The sequence below is a fragment of the Weissella sagaensis genome (genome assembly GCF_005405285.1).
Taxonomy (GTDB): domain Bacteria; phylum Bacillota; class Bacilli; order Lactobacillales; family Lactobacillaceae; genus Weissella; species Weissella sagaensis.
The window spans coordinates 78969-96014 of sequence record NZ_BJDT01000006.1 but is presented as its reverse complement, the minus strand read 5'-3'; the positions used below and the strand labels follow the sequence as shown (position 1 = coordinate 96014).

Genomic DNA, 17046 nt, shown 5'->3' with positions numbered 1-17046 from the left:
AGTTGATTTATTACCGACTCACAGGGCTTAACACGTTATTTCAATAACCTGCCTTTTAATTAAAACTACCACTAAATTCCTTCTGCAAAGATTCAAATGAGTAGTCTGACTCAGATGTGTCAATTGTCCACTTCTTACCATCTTTAATTAATTTAATATCTTGTCCATCAGCTTCACGCATAGGCATCTTCTCTAGCACTTCTGGGAACTTTTGAACAAGTGATTCCTTAACAGCACGATTTACTTCACTATATGACATTTTGCCATTCGCATTTTGCGTTTCGTCTATTCGACGTTGTGTCTCAGAAATAACTGACGACAATTCAGACAACTTTACCAATGTTGGTGTAACTGTGATTTCAGCAGTTGTTGGTGTTGCTGATTTGATTGCATACTTAACAGATCCTTTTTATTGTTTACATCTTGAATCTGCTTAACCATATTTTCGGCTGTTTCATCAGCAATTGTATTGTTGAATGCTCTTGTTTCAAGAAAATCTCGTGCAACATTACGATATGAAACTTGTTCATCTTCTAATTTATTAGTAAGCAGCTTGTCATACGAACTACCATCTTGCTTGTTTAAGAACACGCTATCAACATAACTTGTCATAGCCTTTTGAGAATCTTGCGTATGATCTTGATACTTTTTAGTGTTAATCTTCACCTTAGTAGTTGGATACTTTTTAGTACCAGATGCCATCGGTGCAATTTCTAAAGTATATTTTTAATCTTTAGCAACAGGGAAAACAACGTAACCACTCGTTGTATCATGCTTTGCTAATTTTTCGTATCCCATAGTCGAGAAATCATCCCCACTACCGTAAATTTGAACGGATTTAATACGACTACCACTTTTATCTTTTAATTTAATATCACTGGTCATTAAACTAACTTTAGGACCATTATTTTTAATGTGTAAATCTAAAGCCAAATAAGCCTTATCACTAGATAAAGTCTTTTTATTATCAGGAATAATATATTCACCGCTCTTAACTTTAACTGCAGCGCCATTTGAAGGTGCTGAAGCTTTAGCAGCGACAGTGTCTATACTGCCACCAAAGCCTGCTAGCGTACCCACTGCCATAAAACATGCAATAGCAATGCCCATTTTGTTATGCATTTTCATGATAAATACCTCTTTTTATTAATCTGCATTTAAACATAATTCCCCATATCTATATGTTTAAGCCAACTTAGTAATATTATATTTGGAAAACATCATATATGAATTAATGTCACATATGATGAGAGATATCCTAATTAAATTATAACAAAAATATGACGAAGTCTGTTGTTTCAGCAACTAATTTATATATTTTATTGGAGTAAAAAGTATTATGAATAAAAAGCCATTAAAAAAGATTGATGCTTATTATATGCCTGACATCAATCCTAAATCTATCTAACTATTCCTCTTATTATCCCCCAATCACTTTTTAGTAAAGTCCAAATATAACCATCATGATAACCATCTTCTAGTAATTCACTAGCTCGAATTAAACCATCTAGGTGAAAACCTGATCGTTCTGCAACCTTGTTACTCCGTGTATTTTCAACCGCTGTATGAATTTCGATTTTATTAACTTTGTAATCAATGAATCCTAATTCACACATCCCTCTAACTGCTCGTTGCATAATCCCTTTACCAACAAATTTAGTAGCCAACCAATACCCAATTTCAGTACTATTATCTAATTTGTGAAATCTGTTAAAGCTAATCATACCCGCGGGTTGATTCTTATAAAGAACAATCAGATTTAAAGAATACCCTTTTCAAAAATGTTCCATTGTTTTAACTAAAAATTTTTCTTCATCTTCTGGTTTTTTCATAAAGTTTGCCCACGTCAACCATGGCGCAATTTCATCACGACTATCATCAATTAAAGCATAGATTGCTTCTGCATCAATTTTTGGCCTTGGTAGTGCTAAACTTACTTCTTCATCAATTTTAAATTGGAACATCATGCAACCTCCCGAAAATAAAAACTATTCTTCATAAACTGTTATCTGTAACGTATTAGTATCAATTGTAACTTCGCCACCTAACGGAAACGTGAAAATAGGTTGCGTATGGCCAAAATCAACATCATAAATGACAGGTATCTGTTTGAGAAGTGGATATTTGTCTAATATATATAACAGCAAATCAGGTGTCATCTCACATTCTTTGGGAAATCTACCAATTACTAATCCTCTTATATCTGGATTAACTTGTAAAAATTGTGCAAGTAATCGGTCAAATTCATATGCATCTCCTTCTTCAGCTTCTTCTAAAAACGCAATAGGTTGCATAACTTTTTTAAAATAAGGTGTCCCAAATAATAAATGATAAGTTTGAATGTTACCGCCAATGATGGTCCCGCTAGCACGTCCATCATTATACACTTCCCATTTATTAGGTAAAAAATTTCTTGGTATTGATGTGTCATACCATGGATCACTTGTAAATACATCATTAGTCGCTAAATCATAATTGCCACCTGCTGGACCTGATACTGCTTTCAACCATTGATTAGTTTGGAAATCTTGCAGTTCATCCATTTTAAAAGAAGAGTACGCTGGCGAATAATATGTCACTAAACCTGTTTTAGCAAAAATAGCAGTATGCAAGCTGGTTGTGTCAGAATAACCAAAGAAAAATTTTGGATTATTTTTAATTAATGTCCAATCAATATAGGGTAATAATTCATTAGCATTGAAACCGCCAATCGTTGTCATAACTGCTTTAACTTGCTTATCCGCAAAAGCGTCATGTAAGTCAGCCAATCTTGATGCTATTGAGGCCGAAAATAGTTGATCATTTTCATAAATATGCACACCAAACGTAACTTTGAAACCTAAATTCTCTAAACGCTCTCGTGCAACTAAATTATCTTGCATCCCACCAACTCTCTCTAAACTAGAGCTTGGCGAAATAATACGAATTTCATCACCCGGTTGTAATTTTTTAGGATAAATTTTTTGCATAGTTTGTATCCTTTCAATGTCTTACTTATTACCTTCCATTAAATAATAAATAGTATAATGTCATTTATTTTTAATTTATTAACTGATAATATTGATATTATAACGTTTTATTATGAGTAAATCTATTGAAATTAAAATAATCTTCAGTATATAATTAACACTGAAGTAAGTAGTCTACAATATACAAAATATTAGGAGTAATCATGCAAATTGCATTAAAACAATTAAGCGAAAAAGATTTATTACCATTCTGGCAATTGGCTTTTAGTGATACTAACGCCGAGTGGACAAAATGGAATGGCCCTTATTTTCACGACAAACTTCCCGAAAAAAAAGAATTTATTGATTTAGATAAGTCTAATCCTTATTTAGAAAATCCTATGCGCAAAGCTATTTGGATTAATGATGAGCTGGTCGGCTTAGTTTCCGCTTACTACGAAGATGCACCACTAAACCAATGGCTAGATGTCGGTATCACTGTTTACAAACAAACTAAGTGGCATCAAGGTATCGGTAAAATTGCTTTAGAAAAATGGTTATCTGAACTTTTTGAAACGACTAATTTACCACACATCGGCTTAACCACTTGGTCAGGAAATTTTCGTATGATTGCTTTAGCTGAGAGCTTACAATTAAAAAAGGAAGCTGAAGTTCGTCAAGTTCGTTTTTGGCAAAATAAATATTGGGATTCAGTTAAATATGGTATTTTACGTGATGAATGGTTTAATAGAATGCATCTAGATTAATAACGTTAATGATCAACTCGCAATTATTTTTAAAACTTTATCATAATAATCGTCCGAGTATGCCATGATGCAGGCTAATAACCACCTACCATCACTATCAGTTAAATTAATATTTAAACAATCACCTAATTCTTGAATTACTTTTGGTATTGCATTAGCGCCATCTTGCTTATCTATATAATTCAGAACCTTTTGTATCTCATTATCATTACCAGTTAATTTGATTAACGTTTTACTTAAAACAAAATCATCACTTGATTCTGGTAGTTCTGTATCAACATAATGAAATGCTTCCTGGTCATTCTCCTTCCCATTTTCAATATCAATTAAATAAGCTAACTTACCTTTTGCCGATAAGCCATCGTAAATTTCATCATTTTTAAATAAAATTGCTAATTTCCTCCACTTAATACTTTTCAATACCCGACATTGCAACGTTCTATATCAATATTGCGAACCATCTTATTAGCGTATAATGAAGTTAAACGCAAGGTATTTTCAATTTAAAGGTTCCAACTTTAAATGTCAAAATAAAAGTCGTCAAACTCAGATAAATTCCAGTTTGACGACTTTTATAATTTACGCATTGATAAATGCTTTAATTTCCGAACACTCGCTCATTCTCTGACAAAACCTGCCAAGTTTCAATGCTAGTATCGCTAGTATTAAATAACCCAGATTGAATATAGTCTTTTGCTTTCAAAACGAGTGGCGAAGCGTTATTAATATTTAATTGATCCAAATTAACTAACAGAGCACCTAGTGAGTCTTGCCCTGCAAACTGTGTAACAGAAGCCATGATTTGACCTGCAAACTCTTGAACTTCATAAAAAACAGTAATATGTTGGTTTATTGTATAGTCTAGATAATCCCAAGGATATTTAAAACTCGTAATCCCTAATTGTGTTATCTTCGAGACCTCTAAACCTGTTTCCTCATGTATTTCACGATTGATAGCATCTTTTAGTAATTCACCATCTTCTAAACTACCACCAGGTAAATCAAACCGATTAATATATGGGCCACCATTTTTCTTAATTACGACTAACTTACCATCAATAGTGATAATTCCATAAACACCAAATGCACGGTGTATATTCTGATGTGCCATATTTTACCCCTTTGTTGTCAGTGCTTAAATACCTCACCTACTTTATTAATATACCACTGACTACCCAGATATTTAATATTTCGGTTTGTCACCAATGCTTTTGTTTTAGGATCAAAATAATAGCCATGTCCATTAATTTCATGATAGTCAGATTGTAGAACATTGTTAATTGCATATTGCCACTGATTAGATTCATTCTTTTGCCAACCATTCGAGTTAAATAATTGTTTACTATTATGTTCATCCGCCAGCATTATGTAATTACTGTTCATCCAACTACTAATAACTGTAGCCATCTGCCTATATGTTTTTTGGGTTGGATGGACTAACTTATCGCCTAAATCAGCCGGTGAATTAGCAACACCAAAATCAGTAACGTTAAGCACTGGTATACCAAAACTCAAGTATACATCTGTTAATGCTCTTTTCAGTTGATTAATAGCGTAATCACCTTGTTTAACAGGCATATATGAATTCACAGGTAAAATCCCAAAAATTTTGATTGTTGGATTTGCCTGGCGTAACCGTTGAATATTTGCTTGTAATCTTTGTTGCACATAACCTAAATTATTACGACTATAATCTAAATCATTTATTCCAATTTCAATCACTACAATATCAGTACGTTTTATAATATTAGTAGTTAATATACGCGAAACATTATTTGATAAATCAAATATCGGCGTACCATTATTATTACCAGATATTTGTGACCCAGCTGAAGAAAACGCATTGTTCAATGATTTTGGCTTTAACAATCGTTTTAATATCGTTGGATAATTATTTTTTAAAACTTGTTTACCATCCCATCCCACAGACAATGAATCGCCAATTATTAAAATACGTTTATTACCAAAATAGATTTCATTTGAAAGCAAGTTTGTATCATCTTTTCTTGTAGTTAGGAGACGATGCTGTTTTACCGGTGGTAGTAGTTTAATATTTTGTGGTGTTTTGGGATCTAATACATTAGCAGATACCCCGTTTTTGGGAAAAGATAAAATAAACAGTACTGTAGCTATCATCAGACTAAATTTAATATACTTACTAAACATTTTTAATTATCCTAAAATTAATTATCTTTATCGTTTAAAACAGTCATTCAAAATCCCTATATTAATATATATTTGCCCCTTTTATCCTTTAATGAGACCTATATAAATGTAGGATTATTTAGTAACCAATTTTTTTAAATTTTTATATATGTTAAATTTAAAAGGATTAATTGGTATATTAAAAGTTCCAATTAACTGTTGTGCGATACCCTCAAATTGTGTCTTAAACTTAAGTACACCATCAAATTTACCATCAATTCCTAAGAAGTTGTAGGTTTTAACGCCTAAGTTTTGCGAGATGCGTAACATGTAATCCTGAATCTGATAGGGTGCATAGAATTCACTGTATTCTTCATATGACCCAGAGAATAGATAATCCGTCTCTTGTGGCATGATAATGAACATTGCGCCAGCAACTGGAATTACATCTTTGCCTGCATGAATTCGCATTTGTTTACCATGTTGAATACGCTTCTCATGGTTATCTCTTTGTTTAAATAACTCGCTAAGTTGCTTATCGATACGGGTTTTATTAGATGCTGTTTCTTTTTTAAGTTGTAATTTTTCAATTTCTTGATTTGTTTTATCTAGCTTATCTTGTGCGATTTGAATATATTTTGAAAAACATACCTCAGCTACCACAAACTTAATGCGGTCCTGGAATTTGTCATAAGCTGTTTCAAAATATTCTAAATCTTTACTCAAAAAGTGCCTGCGTTGTGCTGTATCATCAATGATTTTTTTGAACATAGGTAGGTCATCTCGGGATAATTCACGCACATTAACTTGAAAAAGTTTGTTTTTCTTTAAATACTGCTTAGCCATCTTGTGATAGCTTTTTGATATTTCGGGATATGTTTGTCCGTCAATCTTTTTCACATATTGCCAAACAGTTACCCCAGTATCTTGCATGCCATACTTAAATGGTTCATGTGTGAACCCCAATCCACACATGGCATCAAGGATTTGTTTTTTAGGTGTACAAATTGGATTACCATCATTATCAAATTCTTGATAAATGGCATTTGGTGAAACACTTAAATATAATCCTTTGTTACGTTTAGCATATTCTACTAAACCATCAAAAAAGCATTTTAAAGCATCAGTATCAGACCAATCTTTTACCAAAGGGCCATAATATAGTGAATACTTATAACCTAATCTTGTCGGATCCCAGTTCACAACACCACCCACAAGTATGTCATCTGTATTACTAATGACACCAAATACTTTTGCTTTACGCCCTCTACTTAATAACAACTCAAATTGGTAACTACTTTGACCAAAATTACCTAATTCATTAGTCTCAACGAATGTTTCCCATTGATCTAATTGATTATCCAATGCTATAAACTTCATAGTTCTTTAATTCGCCCATTTCTTATATTTCAATACTATGTATATATTGATTTTATTATACACTTATTTTAAATTTAAGTGACAAAATTCATATAAAATTCACAATTCAGAAAAACTGATTAAATTTTTCAATCTGACATACCAAATCTAGATAATTGCTTTCAGTTTTAATAATCCGTTAAACTTTGTTACTATAATCCATAAGAGAAAGTGAGAAAATATTTATGCGTATTAATATTTTACAACATACACCTAATGAAGGCCCTGGTAGTATTCGCAACTGGGCTGAAAAATATGGTCACAAAATTTATGTATATCATCCCTATCAATTTAACGGTATTTTACCAACAGCTGATCAAACAGATATGCTGATAATTTTAGGCGGTCCAATGAGTCCTAATGATCATTTAATTTGGATTGCAGAAGAGCGAAACCTAATTCAAGAATTATTAAATAGAAATATTCCTATGTTTGGTGCTTGTTTTGGTGCCCAACAAATTGCTAAGGCTATGGGATATGCAGTCACAAAATCACCTGCAAAGGAAGTCGGCTGGGCACCAGTTTATCCACAAACGACAACTATTCCTAATCTACCTAACAAACTGGTAGCATTACATTGGCATGAAGAAATCTTTGAAATACCAAAGGAAGCAGAACTATTATTTTCTAGTGATGCTGTTAAAAATCAAGGATTTATTCTAAATCATCGTGTAGTTGGCTTACAATTTCATTTTGAACCACAAGATAATGACGTCCGTGAAATTGTCACAAATGATGCCGCTTATGTGAAAGGTACTATCTTTAATCAAACGGCAACGGATATTCTAAACACACCTGTACCAAAAGAAAACCAAGAAACTATGTTTCAAATTTTAAATTATATTAGTAACAATAAAGACTAGCTTCTCTCCAAATTAACTTCCTGTAATATTCAGTACTGATAACTATTGTTAGACTAGGCATCAAGACTTTTTAGTTATTTTTATACAAATATAACAAACAAAGTTGACCGGATAGCTGCACATAATTTAATGGGAAATTTAAAAAAGCAGGAACAGATATCATATTATCTGTTCCTGCTTTTAATATTATTAATCGCTTTCACGATTTTTTGTAATAACTATTTTTTAATCAACATAATCAGTCTTAGTCTTGTTCATCCAAGCATAAGTCATACCAATAATTAATGCACCACCAACATAGTTACCAATTAAGGCAAAAAACAAGTTGTGCAGTACACTCCCAAGAGTCATACCAGCAATTGTGCCATTTGAGGCAAAGAATGCTAGTGAGAATGCTGGGAAATTAGCAATAACGTGTTCATAACCCAAGAAAGCGAAGATAAAGATGACGAAAATAATGGCCATCACCTTACCTGCATCATCTTTCATTCGTAGGTTAATGAAGAAGGCCGTATTAACAATAATATTAGCAAAAATGGCTTCGACAAAAATTTGAATTGATGATTTACTTAATTTACCAGCGATACCATCAAATAGGTAATTACTTGATGGTAAATCTTGGAACGGACCCGTTAATGAAATGAGATAAGCAAAGAAGATCCCCCCAATTAAATTAAATAACAACGTTGTTCCTAAAACCTTAGCAGCAGTTGAGAAATGAATCTTTTTACGATAAACCCCAACCGTCACAAACAGCATATTGGACGTTCCTAGTTCCGCTCCCATGAAAATAATCATAACCAATGACCAACTAAACATGAAAGCAAAAGTAAATTTACCAGAACCTGGTAACAATTTTTCTGCTTGTAATGCTGTTCCGAATGCAGCGGCCGTTCCTAACGTTAAGAACAAAGTTGCCAGCATGGCACGCGCTGCATAGCGTGCATAACTATTTTGAAACAGCGAGACTTTGTTCATTAAAGCAACGTCTATTTTTCTAAATAGTGGTGATTTTTCAACTACGTCTTCATTGACTGAATCAATCGGTGTTGTTACATCAAAATCGGGTAACTGAGCCGGTTTTGATGTTGAAACATGTGCATCCATTAGTACATACTCCTTTTGACTATATGACTACTTTTGACTATATGACTACTTACCAGGCATCACGCAATGTAAAGTTGCGAACGTCATCAATGGTTTGCGTACCAGCAAGTTGCATCACTAATGCCAACTCATCCTTAAAGAAATTAAATACTTGTTCAACACCTGTTGCCCCACCAAGCGATAACCCATAGATAGCTGGACGACCAATAGCAACTAAATCGGCTCCAGTTGCTAGCGCCTTAAAAACATGTTGTCCACGACGAACACCACTGTCAAAGACAACGGGTGCTCGACCACTAACGGCATCGACAACAGTTTCTAATGACTCAAATGCTGAAGGGCCACCATCTAATTGACGACCACCATGATTAGTTACCCAAATACCACGAGCACCAGCATCTAATGAACGATAAACATCTTCCGCACTTTGTACACCTTTTACGTAAACTGGAATATCTGTATGACTAGCAATATATTCAACATCACGCGGTGCCAACTTTTGCTTAGCTGATTTATAGACAGCATCCATACTCTGACCCACACCAGATTGATATGCTGCTACGATTGGCATTGGCAACGGAAATGTAAAGTGATTACGTTTATCAGCTTCACGATTACCACCCAAAGTTGCATCAGCTGTTAAGACAATTGCCTTCGAACCATTACGTTCTGCAGTTGCAATAATTTGGTCGTTAATACCATTATCTTTACTCATATAAAATTGGAACCATTGATTGGCATCTTGACCACCAGCTTCACGAATATCTTCTAGCGTTGTTGATGCAAATGAAGATGCCGTAAAGATAGATCCAAAATTTGAAACCCCTTTTGCTGAATACTTTTCTCCTTCAACATGGGCCAATCCATGTGCTGCAACCGGTGCCATGATAATAGGGGCTGTTAGGTGCATATCTTGAAAATCTACTTCTGTATTTGGATTTTCGACATCGCGCAAAACACCAGGTACAATAACTTTTTTATCAAAAGCTGTAACATTACGCTTATAGGTAATTAAATCCCCAGCACCACTTTGAATGTAACCATATCCCCCACTCGGAATGGTTTCTTTAGCTGCCTCTTCTAAATCATTGGTATTAACAAAATCTACTTTTCCTTCACGTGTACTAGCAACGTACTCACTCATAAATATAATCCCCTTTTAAAATTTAAGTTACAAAAAATGTAACCGCTTACATTTTCCCTACGAAATACATGATACGTTGTTATTAAATAAAATTCAATAGTAAATCTAAAAAAAATCACAAAATAGTCTAAATTGGTATATAAAAATAAATAAAATAAAAACATACTTTTATGATTACTTTGCTAATTTTATGCATGATTTCTTCACTTATAATGACTCAAATACGTATTTATTTGGCTAAATGGTTTATAAAATGAATCTAGTTAGTTTGTGATTTTCCCCTGCGAAGCAGTATAGTCATTTTAATTTTTTTAAGAAAATAAAAAAGCCTCGTGTTATACACACAAGACAAATGTTCAATATATACACTGTGTTATTAATAAATCTAGCAGTGACTACCTATTTTAATTATAGGTTCTAATCTGAGGTGGTTCATAATGTGCCATAAAATTAAATATTTCATCTAACGAATCAGAAAATAATAATTTTTGACGATCTGCAACCGTTAAAAATCCTGTTATCACCATATTATCAAACATATCTTCTAAGGGAGAATAATACCCATTAACGTTGAAAAACACACATGGATTTGGGTTATTTCCTAATCTTGCCCATGAAAAGGCTTCAATAATTTCTTCTAATGTGCCTGGACCACCCGGCAAAGCAATACAAGCATCTGATAACTTTAACATCATATCCTTACGTACTGACATACTTTCAACTACTTTTAAGTCTGTTAATTTATTAAAAGCGACCTCTCGTTGTACTAATTGCTCTGTTATTATACCGTGAACTTTGCCCCCATTTGTTAAAACTTCATTTGCTAACATGCCCATTAACCCAACACCTCCGCCACCATAAAAGAGTTCTAAATTATGCTCAACTAAGTAGTCAGCTAATTGTTTTGTTGCTTGTTGGTAAGCATTATCATTACCCATTGTTGCACCACAATATACTGCGATTCTTTTCATAAATAACCTTTTCTAATTATACCTAATGAAATAAGCCATCTGAATTGGAACAATATCTAACGCAAATGGCTTATGTCAACTATTCTATTATTTAACAATTTCACAAAATTCAACAATAACGCCATCTGGTCCTTGTACATTAAAAAATTTAATGCCTTTGTCCCAAAATGGTAAATGTTGTATATCGTGATCAATTAAATTAAAGCCTTCTTTTTTTGCTTCAACTAATGCTGCTTCAGCATCAGCGACATCTAAGGAAATATGATTGATAGCCCCAGGCTTTCCCACAATGTCATCCCCAGTCCATGCTTCAATTACTAAATTTTGACGTTGCATAAAGATAACGTTCCCGACTGGAAAATCACCAATTTTTTTAAACCCCAATTTTGTCCAAAATGTTTCCGCTTCAGTTAATGATGAAGCTGGAATACCAACATGCTGCAATCCTGAAAAGTAATCAGTTAATGCCATTATATGCCCCCAAATTTTTGTTAAATGCGATTAATTAATACTATTGTAAACGTTTACTTTAATAATGACAATTATTAAAAATTACCAAATATAAAATACCTAACGACTAAGAGTAATAGTAATTAGGTATTTTAATCATCTATATTTAAATTTAATGAACGTATATTGTTAAAATAGTGACAATACCAAATAATATACCAGGCACATTCGATATAACCAAAGGCCAGTCACGATATTGTTTTAACCAACCGTATCCAGTCCATAATATAGCATCTAACATCATTGTTAGCGGCTGACTTAGTGGAACTGGATTACCTGCTAGGTTACTTTTGATCTCGGCAATATAGGAGACATACATTAGCACACACATAATCGTTGCTAATTCACTTATAACCTTTACTACCTTCTCTCTCCTATTTGAATCAATAAAGCGCCGTCTATCACTAGATTTATCGGTTTCGCTGTTCATTTTTCCGTTTATTTCCTCCTACAGATAAAATAATGCTCGCATTTCATGATAGACGTATTTAGATATTATGCAAGGGTAATTCCTATAATTATAATTATTTATCATCACAATGATTCTAAAAAAAACAAAAATATTCAGATTAAAAAATGGCAAATCACCAATATATCAGCAATTTACCATTTTTTAATTTATAAGATTTAATTACTTAATGCCAACCAGATTTAATTGCAGTTAACGTGACGTCTGCCGTCGTCGCAAAATTAATGTCAGCTTCTTGCAAAACATTCTTATCACCAATGCCAACACTTGTTTCACCAGCAGCATTAATACTTTGAATACCAGCTGATGAATCTTCAATACCAATCACCTCTGCTGGTTGTAGTTGTAAAACATCTGCTGCTGCGGAAAATATTGCCGGATCAGGTTTACCTGCTGTAACCGAAGCTGGATCAACTACGGCCTGGAAATAATGCGCTAATCCTAATCGTTCAATAATAAATGGCGCATTCTTTGATGCAGATGCAACACTCATCTGATAACCAGCCGCTTTTAATTCATCCAAAAAAGACTTCATTCCAGGCAAAATATCATCTGGCGTCAATGTTGAAATTAATTCTCGATAGTGTGTGTTTTTCTTAACTGCTAATTTTTCACGTTCTGCTTGGTCATACTGTTCTGCAACACCACCAGCTGCCATAATTAAGGCCAAACTACCCATTCGATCAATGCCTTTTAAACTTTCAGCCAGTTCAGGTGTCCATGTTGTACCTATCTCATCAGCAATTTGATGCCAAGCAACAGTATGAAACTTTGCAGTATCAGCTAACACGCCATCCATATCGAACGCAAAACCTTTAATTGTTGTAAAATTAGTCATTTATCGCTAGACCTCCTCAATTAACTTAGGTTCATTTGCACTTAGGTAGACATTTTGTTTGTAAACCGTTACAGCCATATCATGATCAGCTACAACTGTTACCTGTCCTGGGACAATATCTATTGCGATTAAGTTTCCATGAAAGCGTTGCTTAAATGATAGATGTCGCCAACCAACTGGTAAGTTTGGATTAATGACAACAACACCATCACGTAGGTTAACACCACCAAATTCATTTTGAACGACTGCTAATGTTTCACCCATTACACCAATGTGAATACCTTCCGCTGTTGTTCCACCCTGAATATCATAGTAATCTGATCCGATTGCTGTCGTTAAGAATTCTAATGCTTCTTCCTTATTATCAAGCGTTATATCAATCCCTGCGAAAACAGGTCGTGACGTTGTTGAACCATGTACCGTTCTAGCAAGATAGTAATCTTTATTCACTTGCAACCAATTTTCTGGTACCGAATAGCCTAATTGTTCAATTAACTGCAACATATGTTGATGACCTAAATTATAAATTGTCATTAACAAATCTGTTTGCTTAGCGACTTGATAATCATCTGGTGATAATCCTTCCGCTTTCATCAAACGATCAATTCGGTGAATATCAGTATACTTAGCACGATAGGCATCAAAATCAACTGGCTTTAAATCAAAGTAACCTGCATATTGTGCAATCACACCATCCTCATTAATTTCCAAGGCTAGCTTATTAGCAACGTCTTCCGCTTCTGCGAGTAAGGATGGATCAATATCAGGTAGCTGTTGATTAGCACCTAATTCTTGTAACCAGTTCAAAGCCCAAGTCAACATCAAGTTAGTATAAGCGTTGTCTTTAATACCACCAGTCTCTGAATTAGGATAAGCCTCATGGAATTCATCAGGTCCCATCACACCAGCGATATGATAGCGATTATCTTCTTCTAACTGTGCTTTATTCAACCAGAATTTTGAAGTTTCAACAACAACATCTAAACCACCTTCACGTAAGATGCTTTCATCCCCAGTCATTTGCACGTAAATCCAAAGATTATAAACTATGGCTAACGATACATGACGTTGCAAGCGGGAATTATCAGCATCCCATTTATTATTTACAGTATTTAAGTGAATAATTTGTGCTTGTTCGTCACCAGTCATACCAGATTGCCAAGGGTACATTGCACCAACTTCGCCCTCTGATTGTGCATTTAACTGTGCGCCATGCAAACGTGTTAGTCGATACTTCAAGATATCCTTAGCTGCCGCTGGATCATTAGCAGCTAAATAAGGTACAACGAAAATTTCATCCCAGAAAATATGACCTCGATAGCCCTCACCTGTTAATCCTCGCGAACCAACAGAAGCATCCAAATATTGATTAGCATTATGTTGTGCCGATTGATGCATATGAAAAATGTTCATACGAATCATACGTTGCAAATCTGCATCATCGCTATCTAACACGATGTCATTATCTTGCCATACACCTTGCCAATACTTTTGCACATCTGCTTTAATATCAGCAAACGTATCCGTCAATTGTTGCGTAACAACCTCAACCGGATTATCTTCTTCATAACTAGTTGCAACACCAATGATGCGATCGATATTTATGACACTATCTGGTGTTAATTTAAATTGCGCTTGTGTCACAATTTGATTATCTGCCTGTGTTGATACAAATTCTGCATCACCACTAGTTGTTTTTGCGCCAACTGCTAAAATAATCTTTGATTGTTTTGTCTGTGCAGTTAAGACACTATCCGTCATATCGGTAACATCGAACTCACGCGATTCAAAATCACGATAACGCTTAACGTTTTTATTTTCAACAGTACCATCAATAACAGCTTGCACTGTCACATCGGCATTAAAATCTCCTGAAATTGAAATATTAAGTGCTAATTGATGCATCTTATATGGATTAACAACTTTTTGAGTTTCTAAAATCAAATCACCTTTAGCAGTTGGTAACGTGAATTTTTCTGACAACAGACCAGTGTCAAAGTGTAAGATCGATTCACGTGCCGTTGGTTCAAATGAGACCAATTCATCATCGACAAATAAATTAATCAATTGCGGATTAGGCAAATTAACAAGATCTTCATTGACCACATCACGCCCTGCTACCGGCGTTGTTGTTTGATTAAATATTCCAGCAACATATAGTCCTGGATAATGATCGTCACTATAAGATGTCATTACCGGAGCACCACGCCAACCAAGATAACCATTTCCTAAAGTTAATAATGATTCTTCGCCATATGACCTAACACCATCTGTTAAATTATCATAAACTAATTGCCAATTATTTTGACTCATCTATAACTCCTTTATTTGAATTAATTATTGAACTGCGTCCTTGAACACATTCTTTTGTTCAGCTTCCTTAGCAGCCTTTACATCAGAATCCTTGAATCCCCAGAAGTAAACAGCGATGAATGACACAACTGTTGTGACAACTCCAGCGATTACGAAATACCAAATGTTATTTGGATTTGTCTTTGAGAAGAATGATGGGAAACCAATCCATGAACCAGTGAAACCAAACATATCAACCTTAAACAATCCAGCAATCAAACCACCGACAGCACCACCAATGTTTGCCATCCAGAAAACACGACCGTACTTCAAATTAATACCGTACATGGCTGGTTCAGTAACACCAGCAAATCCAGATAGTGCACCAGCTAATGCCAAACTCTTAATATTTGTAATCTTTGACTTAGCCCAGACTGCCAAAGCACCAGCACCTTGTGCAATCATTGTAAAGTTAATCAAACCATTCAAAACTGAATGACCAGTTTGGGCAATATCGTTAGAAATAAGTGGCACAATCATCCAATGTAGACCGAAAATAACTAATACTTGGTAAAGACCACCAATCAACAAACCAGCAATTGCTTGGTTTAACGTTACAATCCAATTAATAAATGCTGCCAATCCTGATGAAATCAAAGTGATAACCGGTCCAACAACGACCAAGACAACCATTGAAACAATGAATAACGTAAATAATGGCTGGAAAATTGAACGAAGGCTTAGTGGCAAAACTTTCTTAAACCAGTTTCCAACTGGACGAGCTAACCAAGCCGCAAAGATAATTGGGAAAATTGAATATGTGTAAGATGGAATGTGAATTGGTAGCCCCAAGAAAGTTGCATTCATCGTTACACCTAAAAACTCAGTGAAATTCTTTGAAGTCTTAGCACCTAAATCAACCATCGTTGGGTGCACTAACACACCTGCAATCGCTGCGACAATAATTGGATCCGACTTCAACTGCTTAGCAGCAGTATAACCAACTAAAATAGGCAAGAAGTAGAAGGTTGAATCACCCATTGTATTAATAATTTGGTATGTGGTTGATGATTCATCAATCCAACCCAAATTAAATGTAAATAACGTCAAAAATCCTTTTAAGATACCAGAAGCTGCCAATAAACCAATAACCGGCATCATTGAACCAGTAATGGTACCAATTAGCAACTGGAATCCATACTTAATTGTGCCAAAAAATCCTTTAGGTTTATTAGAACCACCTGTGGCACCGCCAGTTGCTTCAACCGCTGCTTCAGTTGCTTCTGCATCGACAACATCATCACCCAATTGATCGATAACTTTGTCGTACACATCTTCAACAGCCTGTCCAATAACAACTTGGTATTGGCCCAACTGTGAATTGTAAACTGCACCTGCGACCCCATCTAAATCTGAAATTGCTGCTGAATCAGCTTTCTTTTCATCTTTTAAATAAAAACGTAAACGTGTGATACAGTGAATAACTTTATCAACGTTTTCTTTACCACCAACGTTTGTGATAATGTCCTTTGCTAATGCATCATAATCTTGTTTTGCCATGAGTATTTCCTCC

Annotated in this window: 20 protein-coding genes; 2 read left to right on the top strand and 18 right to left on the bottom strand. The window is 34.5% G+C overall.

Annotated features, from left to right (window positions below; translation table 11 throughout):
* Window positions 1-55: 55 nt before the first annotated feature.
* From FFM55_RS07170 to FFM55_RS07150, 6 genes are all read right to left on the bottom strand, one after another.
* Window positions 56-331: a hypothetical protein gene (locus FFM55_RS07170; RefSeq protein ID WP_137600784.1), complete on the bottom strand. Its 276-nt coding sequence runs from the start codon at window positions 329-331 to the stop codon at window positions 56-58.
* Between the two features lie 2 nt (window positions 332-333).
* Complete coding sequence (locus FFM55_RS07165) at window positions 334-702, bottom strand: hypothetical protein (protein ID WP_137600783.1); 369 nt, start codon at window positions 700-702, stop codon at window positions 334-336.
* A 24-nt stretch (window positions 703-726) separates the two neighbouring features.
* Window positions 727-1128: a DUF4352 domain-containing protein gene (locus tag FFM55_RS07160; protein ID WP_137600782.1), complete on the bottom strand. Its 402-nt coding sequence runs from the start codon at window positions 1126-1128 to the stop codon at window positions 727-729.
* 272 nt (window positions 1129-1400) lie between these two features.
* Window positions 1401-1754 (bottom strand): GNAT family N-acetyltransferase, encoded by a 354-nt coding sequence (locus FFM55_RS09945; RefSeq protein ID WP_228180009.1) that lies wholly within the window; start codon window positions 1752-1754, stop codon window positions 1401-1403.
* Window positions 1755-1775: 21 nt separating this feature from the next.
* Window positions 1776-1964 (bottom strand): hypothetical protein, encoded by a 189-nt coding sequence (locus FFM55_RS09940; protein ID WP_228179868.1) that lies wholly within the window; start codon window positions 1962-1964, stop codon window positions 1776-1778.
* Window positions 1965-1988: 24 nt separating this feature from the next.
* Window positions 1989-2969 (bottom strand): S66 family peptidase, encoded by a 981-nt coding sequence (locus FFM55_RS07150; RefSeq protein ID WP_042492629.1) that lies wholly within the window; start codon window positions 2967-2969, stop codon window positions 1989-1991.
* A 203-nt stretch (window positions 2970-3172) separates the two neighbouring features.
* Here FFM55_RS07150 and FFM55_RS07145 point away from each other — a divergent pair, with 203 nt between their 5' ends.
* Window positions 3173-3715: a GNAT family N-acetyltransferase gene (locus FFM55_RS07145; RefSeq protein WP_137600781.1), complete on the top strand. Its 543-nt coding sequence runs from the start codon at window positions 3173-3175 to the stop codon at window positions 3713-3715.
* A 12-nt stretch (window positions 3716-3727) separates the two neighbouring features.
* Here the strand turns inward: FFM55_RS07145 and FFM55_RS07140 are convergent, their stop codons facing one another.
* The 4 genes from FFM55_RS07140 to FFM55_RS07125 all read right to left on the bottom strand — a co-directional run bounded on the left by FFM55_RS07140 (window position 3728) and on the right by FFM55_RS07125 (window position 7240).
* Complete coding sequence (locus tag FFM55_RS07140; protein ID WP_042492626.1) at window positions 3728-4135, bottom strand: hypothetical protein; 408 nt, start codon at window positions 4133-4135, stop codon at window positions 3728-3730.
* A 178-nt stretch (window positions 4136-4313) separates the two neighbouring features.
* Window positions 4314-4826 carry an NUDIX hydrolase gene (locus FFM55_RS07135; RefSeq protein ID WP_042492625.1) on the bottom strand — a complete coding sequence of 171 codons (513 nt, stop codon included), beginning with the start codon at window positions 4824-4826 and terminating at the stop codon, window positions 4314-4316.
* A gap of 17 nt (window positions 4827-4843) precedes the next feature.
* Window positions 4844-5881: an SGNH/GDSL hydrolase family protein gene (locus FFM55_RS07130; protein WP_042492624.1), complete on the bottom strand. Its 1038-nt coding sequence runs from the start codon at window positions 5879-5881 to the stop codon at window positions 4844-4846.
* A 114-nt stretch (window positions 5882-5995) separates the two neighbouring features.
* A complete protein-coding gene (locus FFM55_RS07125; protein WP_137600780.1) occupies window positions 5996-7240 on the bottom strand; it encodes a peptidoglycan bridge formation glycyltransferase FemA/FemB family protein in 1245 nt (414 codons plus the stop codon).
* A gap of 224 nt (window positions 7241-7464) precedes the next feature.
* On the opposite strand from FFM55_RS07125, the gene FFM55_RS07120 reads away from it, so the two are divergent.
* Window positions 7465-8142 carry a type 1 glutamine amidotransferase gene (locus FFM55_RS07120; RefSeq protein WP_137600779.1) on the top strand — a complete coding sequence of 226 codons (678 nt, stop codon included), beginning with the start codon at window positions 7465-7467 and terminating at the stop codon, window positions 8140-8142.
* A gap of 225 nt (window positions 8143-8367) precedes the next feature.
* Here FFM55_RS07120 and FFM55_RS07115 read toward each other — a convergent pair whose 3' ends face one another.
* The 8 genes from FFM55_RS07115 to FFM55_RS07080 all read right to left on the bottom strand — a co-directional run bounded on the left by FFM55_RS07115 (window position 8368) and on the right by FFM55_RS07080 (window position 17033).
* Entirely contained in the window at window positions 8368-9249 is an 882-nt protein-coding gene (locus FFM55_RS07115; protein WP_081839287.1) for a formate/nitrite transporter family protein, read from the bottom strand.
* A gap of 49 nt (window positions 9250-9298) precedes the next feature.
* Window positions 9299-10393, bottom strand: a complete 1095-nt coding sequence (locus FFM55_RS07110) for an alpha-hydroxy-acid oxidizing protein (RefSeq protein ID WP_042492620.1) — start codon at window positions 10391-10393, stop codon at window positions 9299-9301.
* A 404-nt stretch (window positions 10394-10797) separates the two neighbouring features.
* Window positions 10798-11364 carry an LOG family protein gene (locus tag FFM55_RS07105; protein WP_137600778.1) on the bottom strand — a complete coding sequence of 189 codons (567 nt, stop codon included), beginning with the start codon at window positions 11362-11364 and terminating at the stop codon, window positions 10798-10800.
* 87 nt (window positions 11365-11451) lie between these two features.
* On the bottom strand, window positions 11452-11835 hold the full coding sequence (locus FFM55_RS07100; protein ID WP_137600777.1) for a VOC family protein: 384 nt from the start codon (window positions 11833-11835) through the stop codon (window positions 11452-11454).
* A 151-nt stretch (window positions 11836-11986) separates the two neighbouring features.
* Complete coding sequence (locus FFM55_RS07095; protein WP_042492614.1) at window positions 11987-12304, bottom strand: SemiSWEET family transporter; 318 nt, start codon at window positions 12302-12304, stop codon at window positions 11987-11989.
* 205 nt (window positions 12305-12509) lie between these two features.
* Window positions 12510-13181, bottom strand: coding sequence for a beta-phosphoglucomutase (pgmB, locus tag FFM55_RS07090; RefSeq protein WP_042492612.1), 672 nt, complete (start codon window positions 13179-13181; stop codon window positions 12510-12512).
* Between the two features lie 6 nt (window positions 13182-13187).
* Complete coding sequence (locus tag FFM55_RS07085) at window positions 13188-15494, bottom strand: glycoside hydrolase family 65 protein (protein WP_137600776.1); 2307 nt, start codon at window positions 15492-15494, stop codon at window positions 13188-13190.
* A 24-nt stretch (window positions 15495-15518) separates the two neighbouring features.
* Window positions 15519-17033 (bottom strand): PTS transporter subunit EIIC, encoded by a 1515-nt coding sequence (locus tag FFM55_RS07080; protein WP_042492608.1) that lies wholly within the window; start codon window positions 17031-17033, stop codon window positions 15519-15521.
* Window positions 17034-17046: the final 13 nt, after the last annotated feature.

Bases quoted from the DNA above. Each gene is read 5' to 3' on its own strand.
- FFM55_RS07120 (WP_137600779.1), top strand. From the start codon at position 7,465: ATGCGTATTAATATTTTACAACATACACCTAATGAAGGCCCTGGTAGT.
- FFM55_RS07085 (WP_137600776.1), bottom strand. From the start codon at position 15,494: ATGAGTCAAAATAATTGGCAATTAGTTTATGATAATTTAACAGATGGT.
- FFM55_RS07080 (WP_042492608.1), bottom strand. From the start codon at position 17,033: ATGGCAAAACAAGATTATGATGCATTAGCAAAGGACATTATCACAAAC.
- FFM55_RS07150 (WP_042492629.1), bottom strand. From the start codon at position 2,969: ATGCAAAAAATTTATCCTAAAAAATTACAACCGGGTGATGAAATTCGT.
- FFM55_RS07145 (WP_137600781.1), top strand. From the start codon at position 3,173: ATGCAAATTGCATTAAAACAATTAAGCGAAAAAGATTTATTACCATTC.
- FFM55_RS07135 (WP_042492625.1), bottom strand. From the start codon at position 4,826: ATGGCACATCAGAATATACACCGTGCATTTGGTGTTTATGGAATTATC.
- FFM55_RS07100 (WP_137600777.1), bottom strand. From the start codon at position 11,835: ATGGCATTAACTGATTACTTTTCAGGATTGCAGCATGTTGGTATTCCA.
- FFM55_RS07125 (WP_137600780.1), bottom strand. From the start codon at position 7,240: ATGAAGTTTATAGCATTGGATAATCAATTAGATCAATGGGAAACATTC.
- FFM55_RS07105 (WP_137600778.1), bottom strand. From the start codon at position 11,364: ATGAAAAGAATCGCAGTATATTGTGGTGCAACAATGGGTAATGATAAT.
- FFM55_RS07110 (WP_042492620.1), bottom strand. From the start codon at position 10,393: ATGAGTGAGTACGTTGCTAGTACACGTGAAGGAAAAGTAGATTTTGTT.
- pgmB (WP_042492612.1), bottom strand. From the start codon at position 13,181: ATGACTAATTTTACAACAATTAAAGGTTTTGCGTTCGATATGGATGGC.
- FFM55_RS07130 (WP_042492624.1), bottom strand. From the start codon at position 5,881: ATGTTTAGTAAGTATATTAAATTTAGTCTGATGATAGCTACAGTACTG.
- FFM55_RS07095 (WP_042492614.1), bottom strand. From the start codon at position 12,304: ATGAACAGCGAAACCGATAAATCTAGTGATAGACGGCGCTTTATTGAT.
- FFM55_RS09940 (WP_228179868.1), bottom strand. From the start codon at position 1,964: ATGTTCCAATTTAAAATTGATGAAGAAGTAAGTTTAGCACTACCAAGG.
- FFM55_RS07165 (WP_137600783.1), bottom strand. From the start codon at position 702: ATGGCATCTGGTACTAAAAAGTATCCAACTACTAAGGTGAAGATTAAC.
- FFM55_RS07160 (WP_137600782.1), bottom strand. From the start codon at position 1,128: ATGAAAATGCATAACAAAATGGGCATTGCTATTGCATGTTTTATGGCA.
- FFM55_RS07115 (WP_081839287.1), bottom strand. From the start codon at position 9,249: ATGGATGCACATGTTTCAACATCAAAACCGGCTCAGTTACCCGATTTT.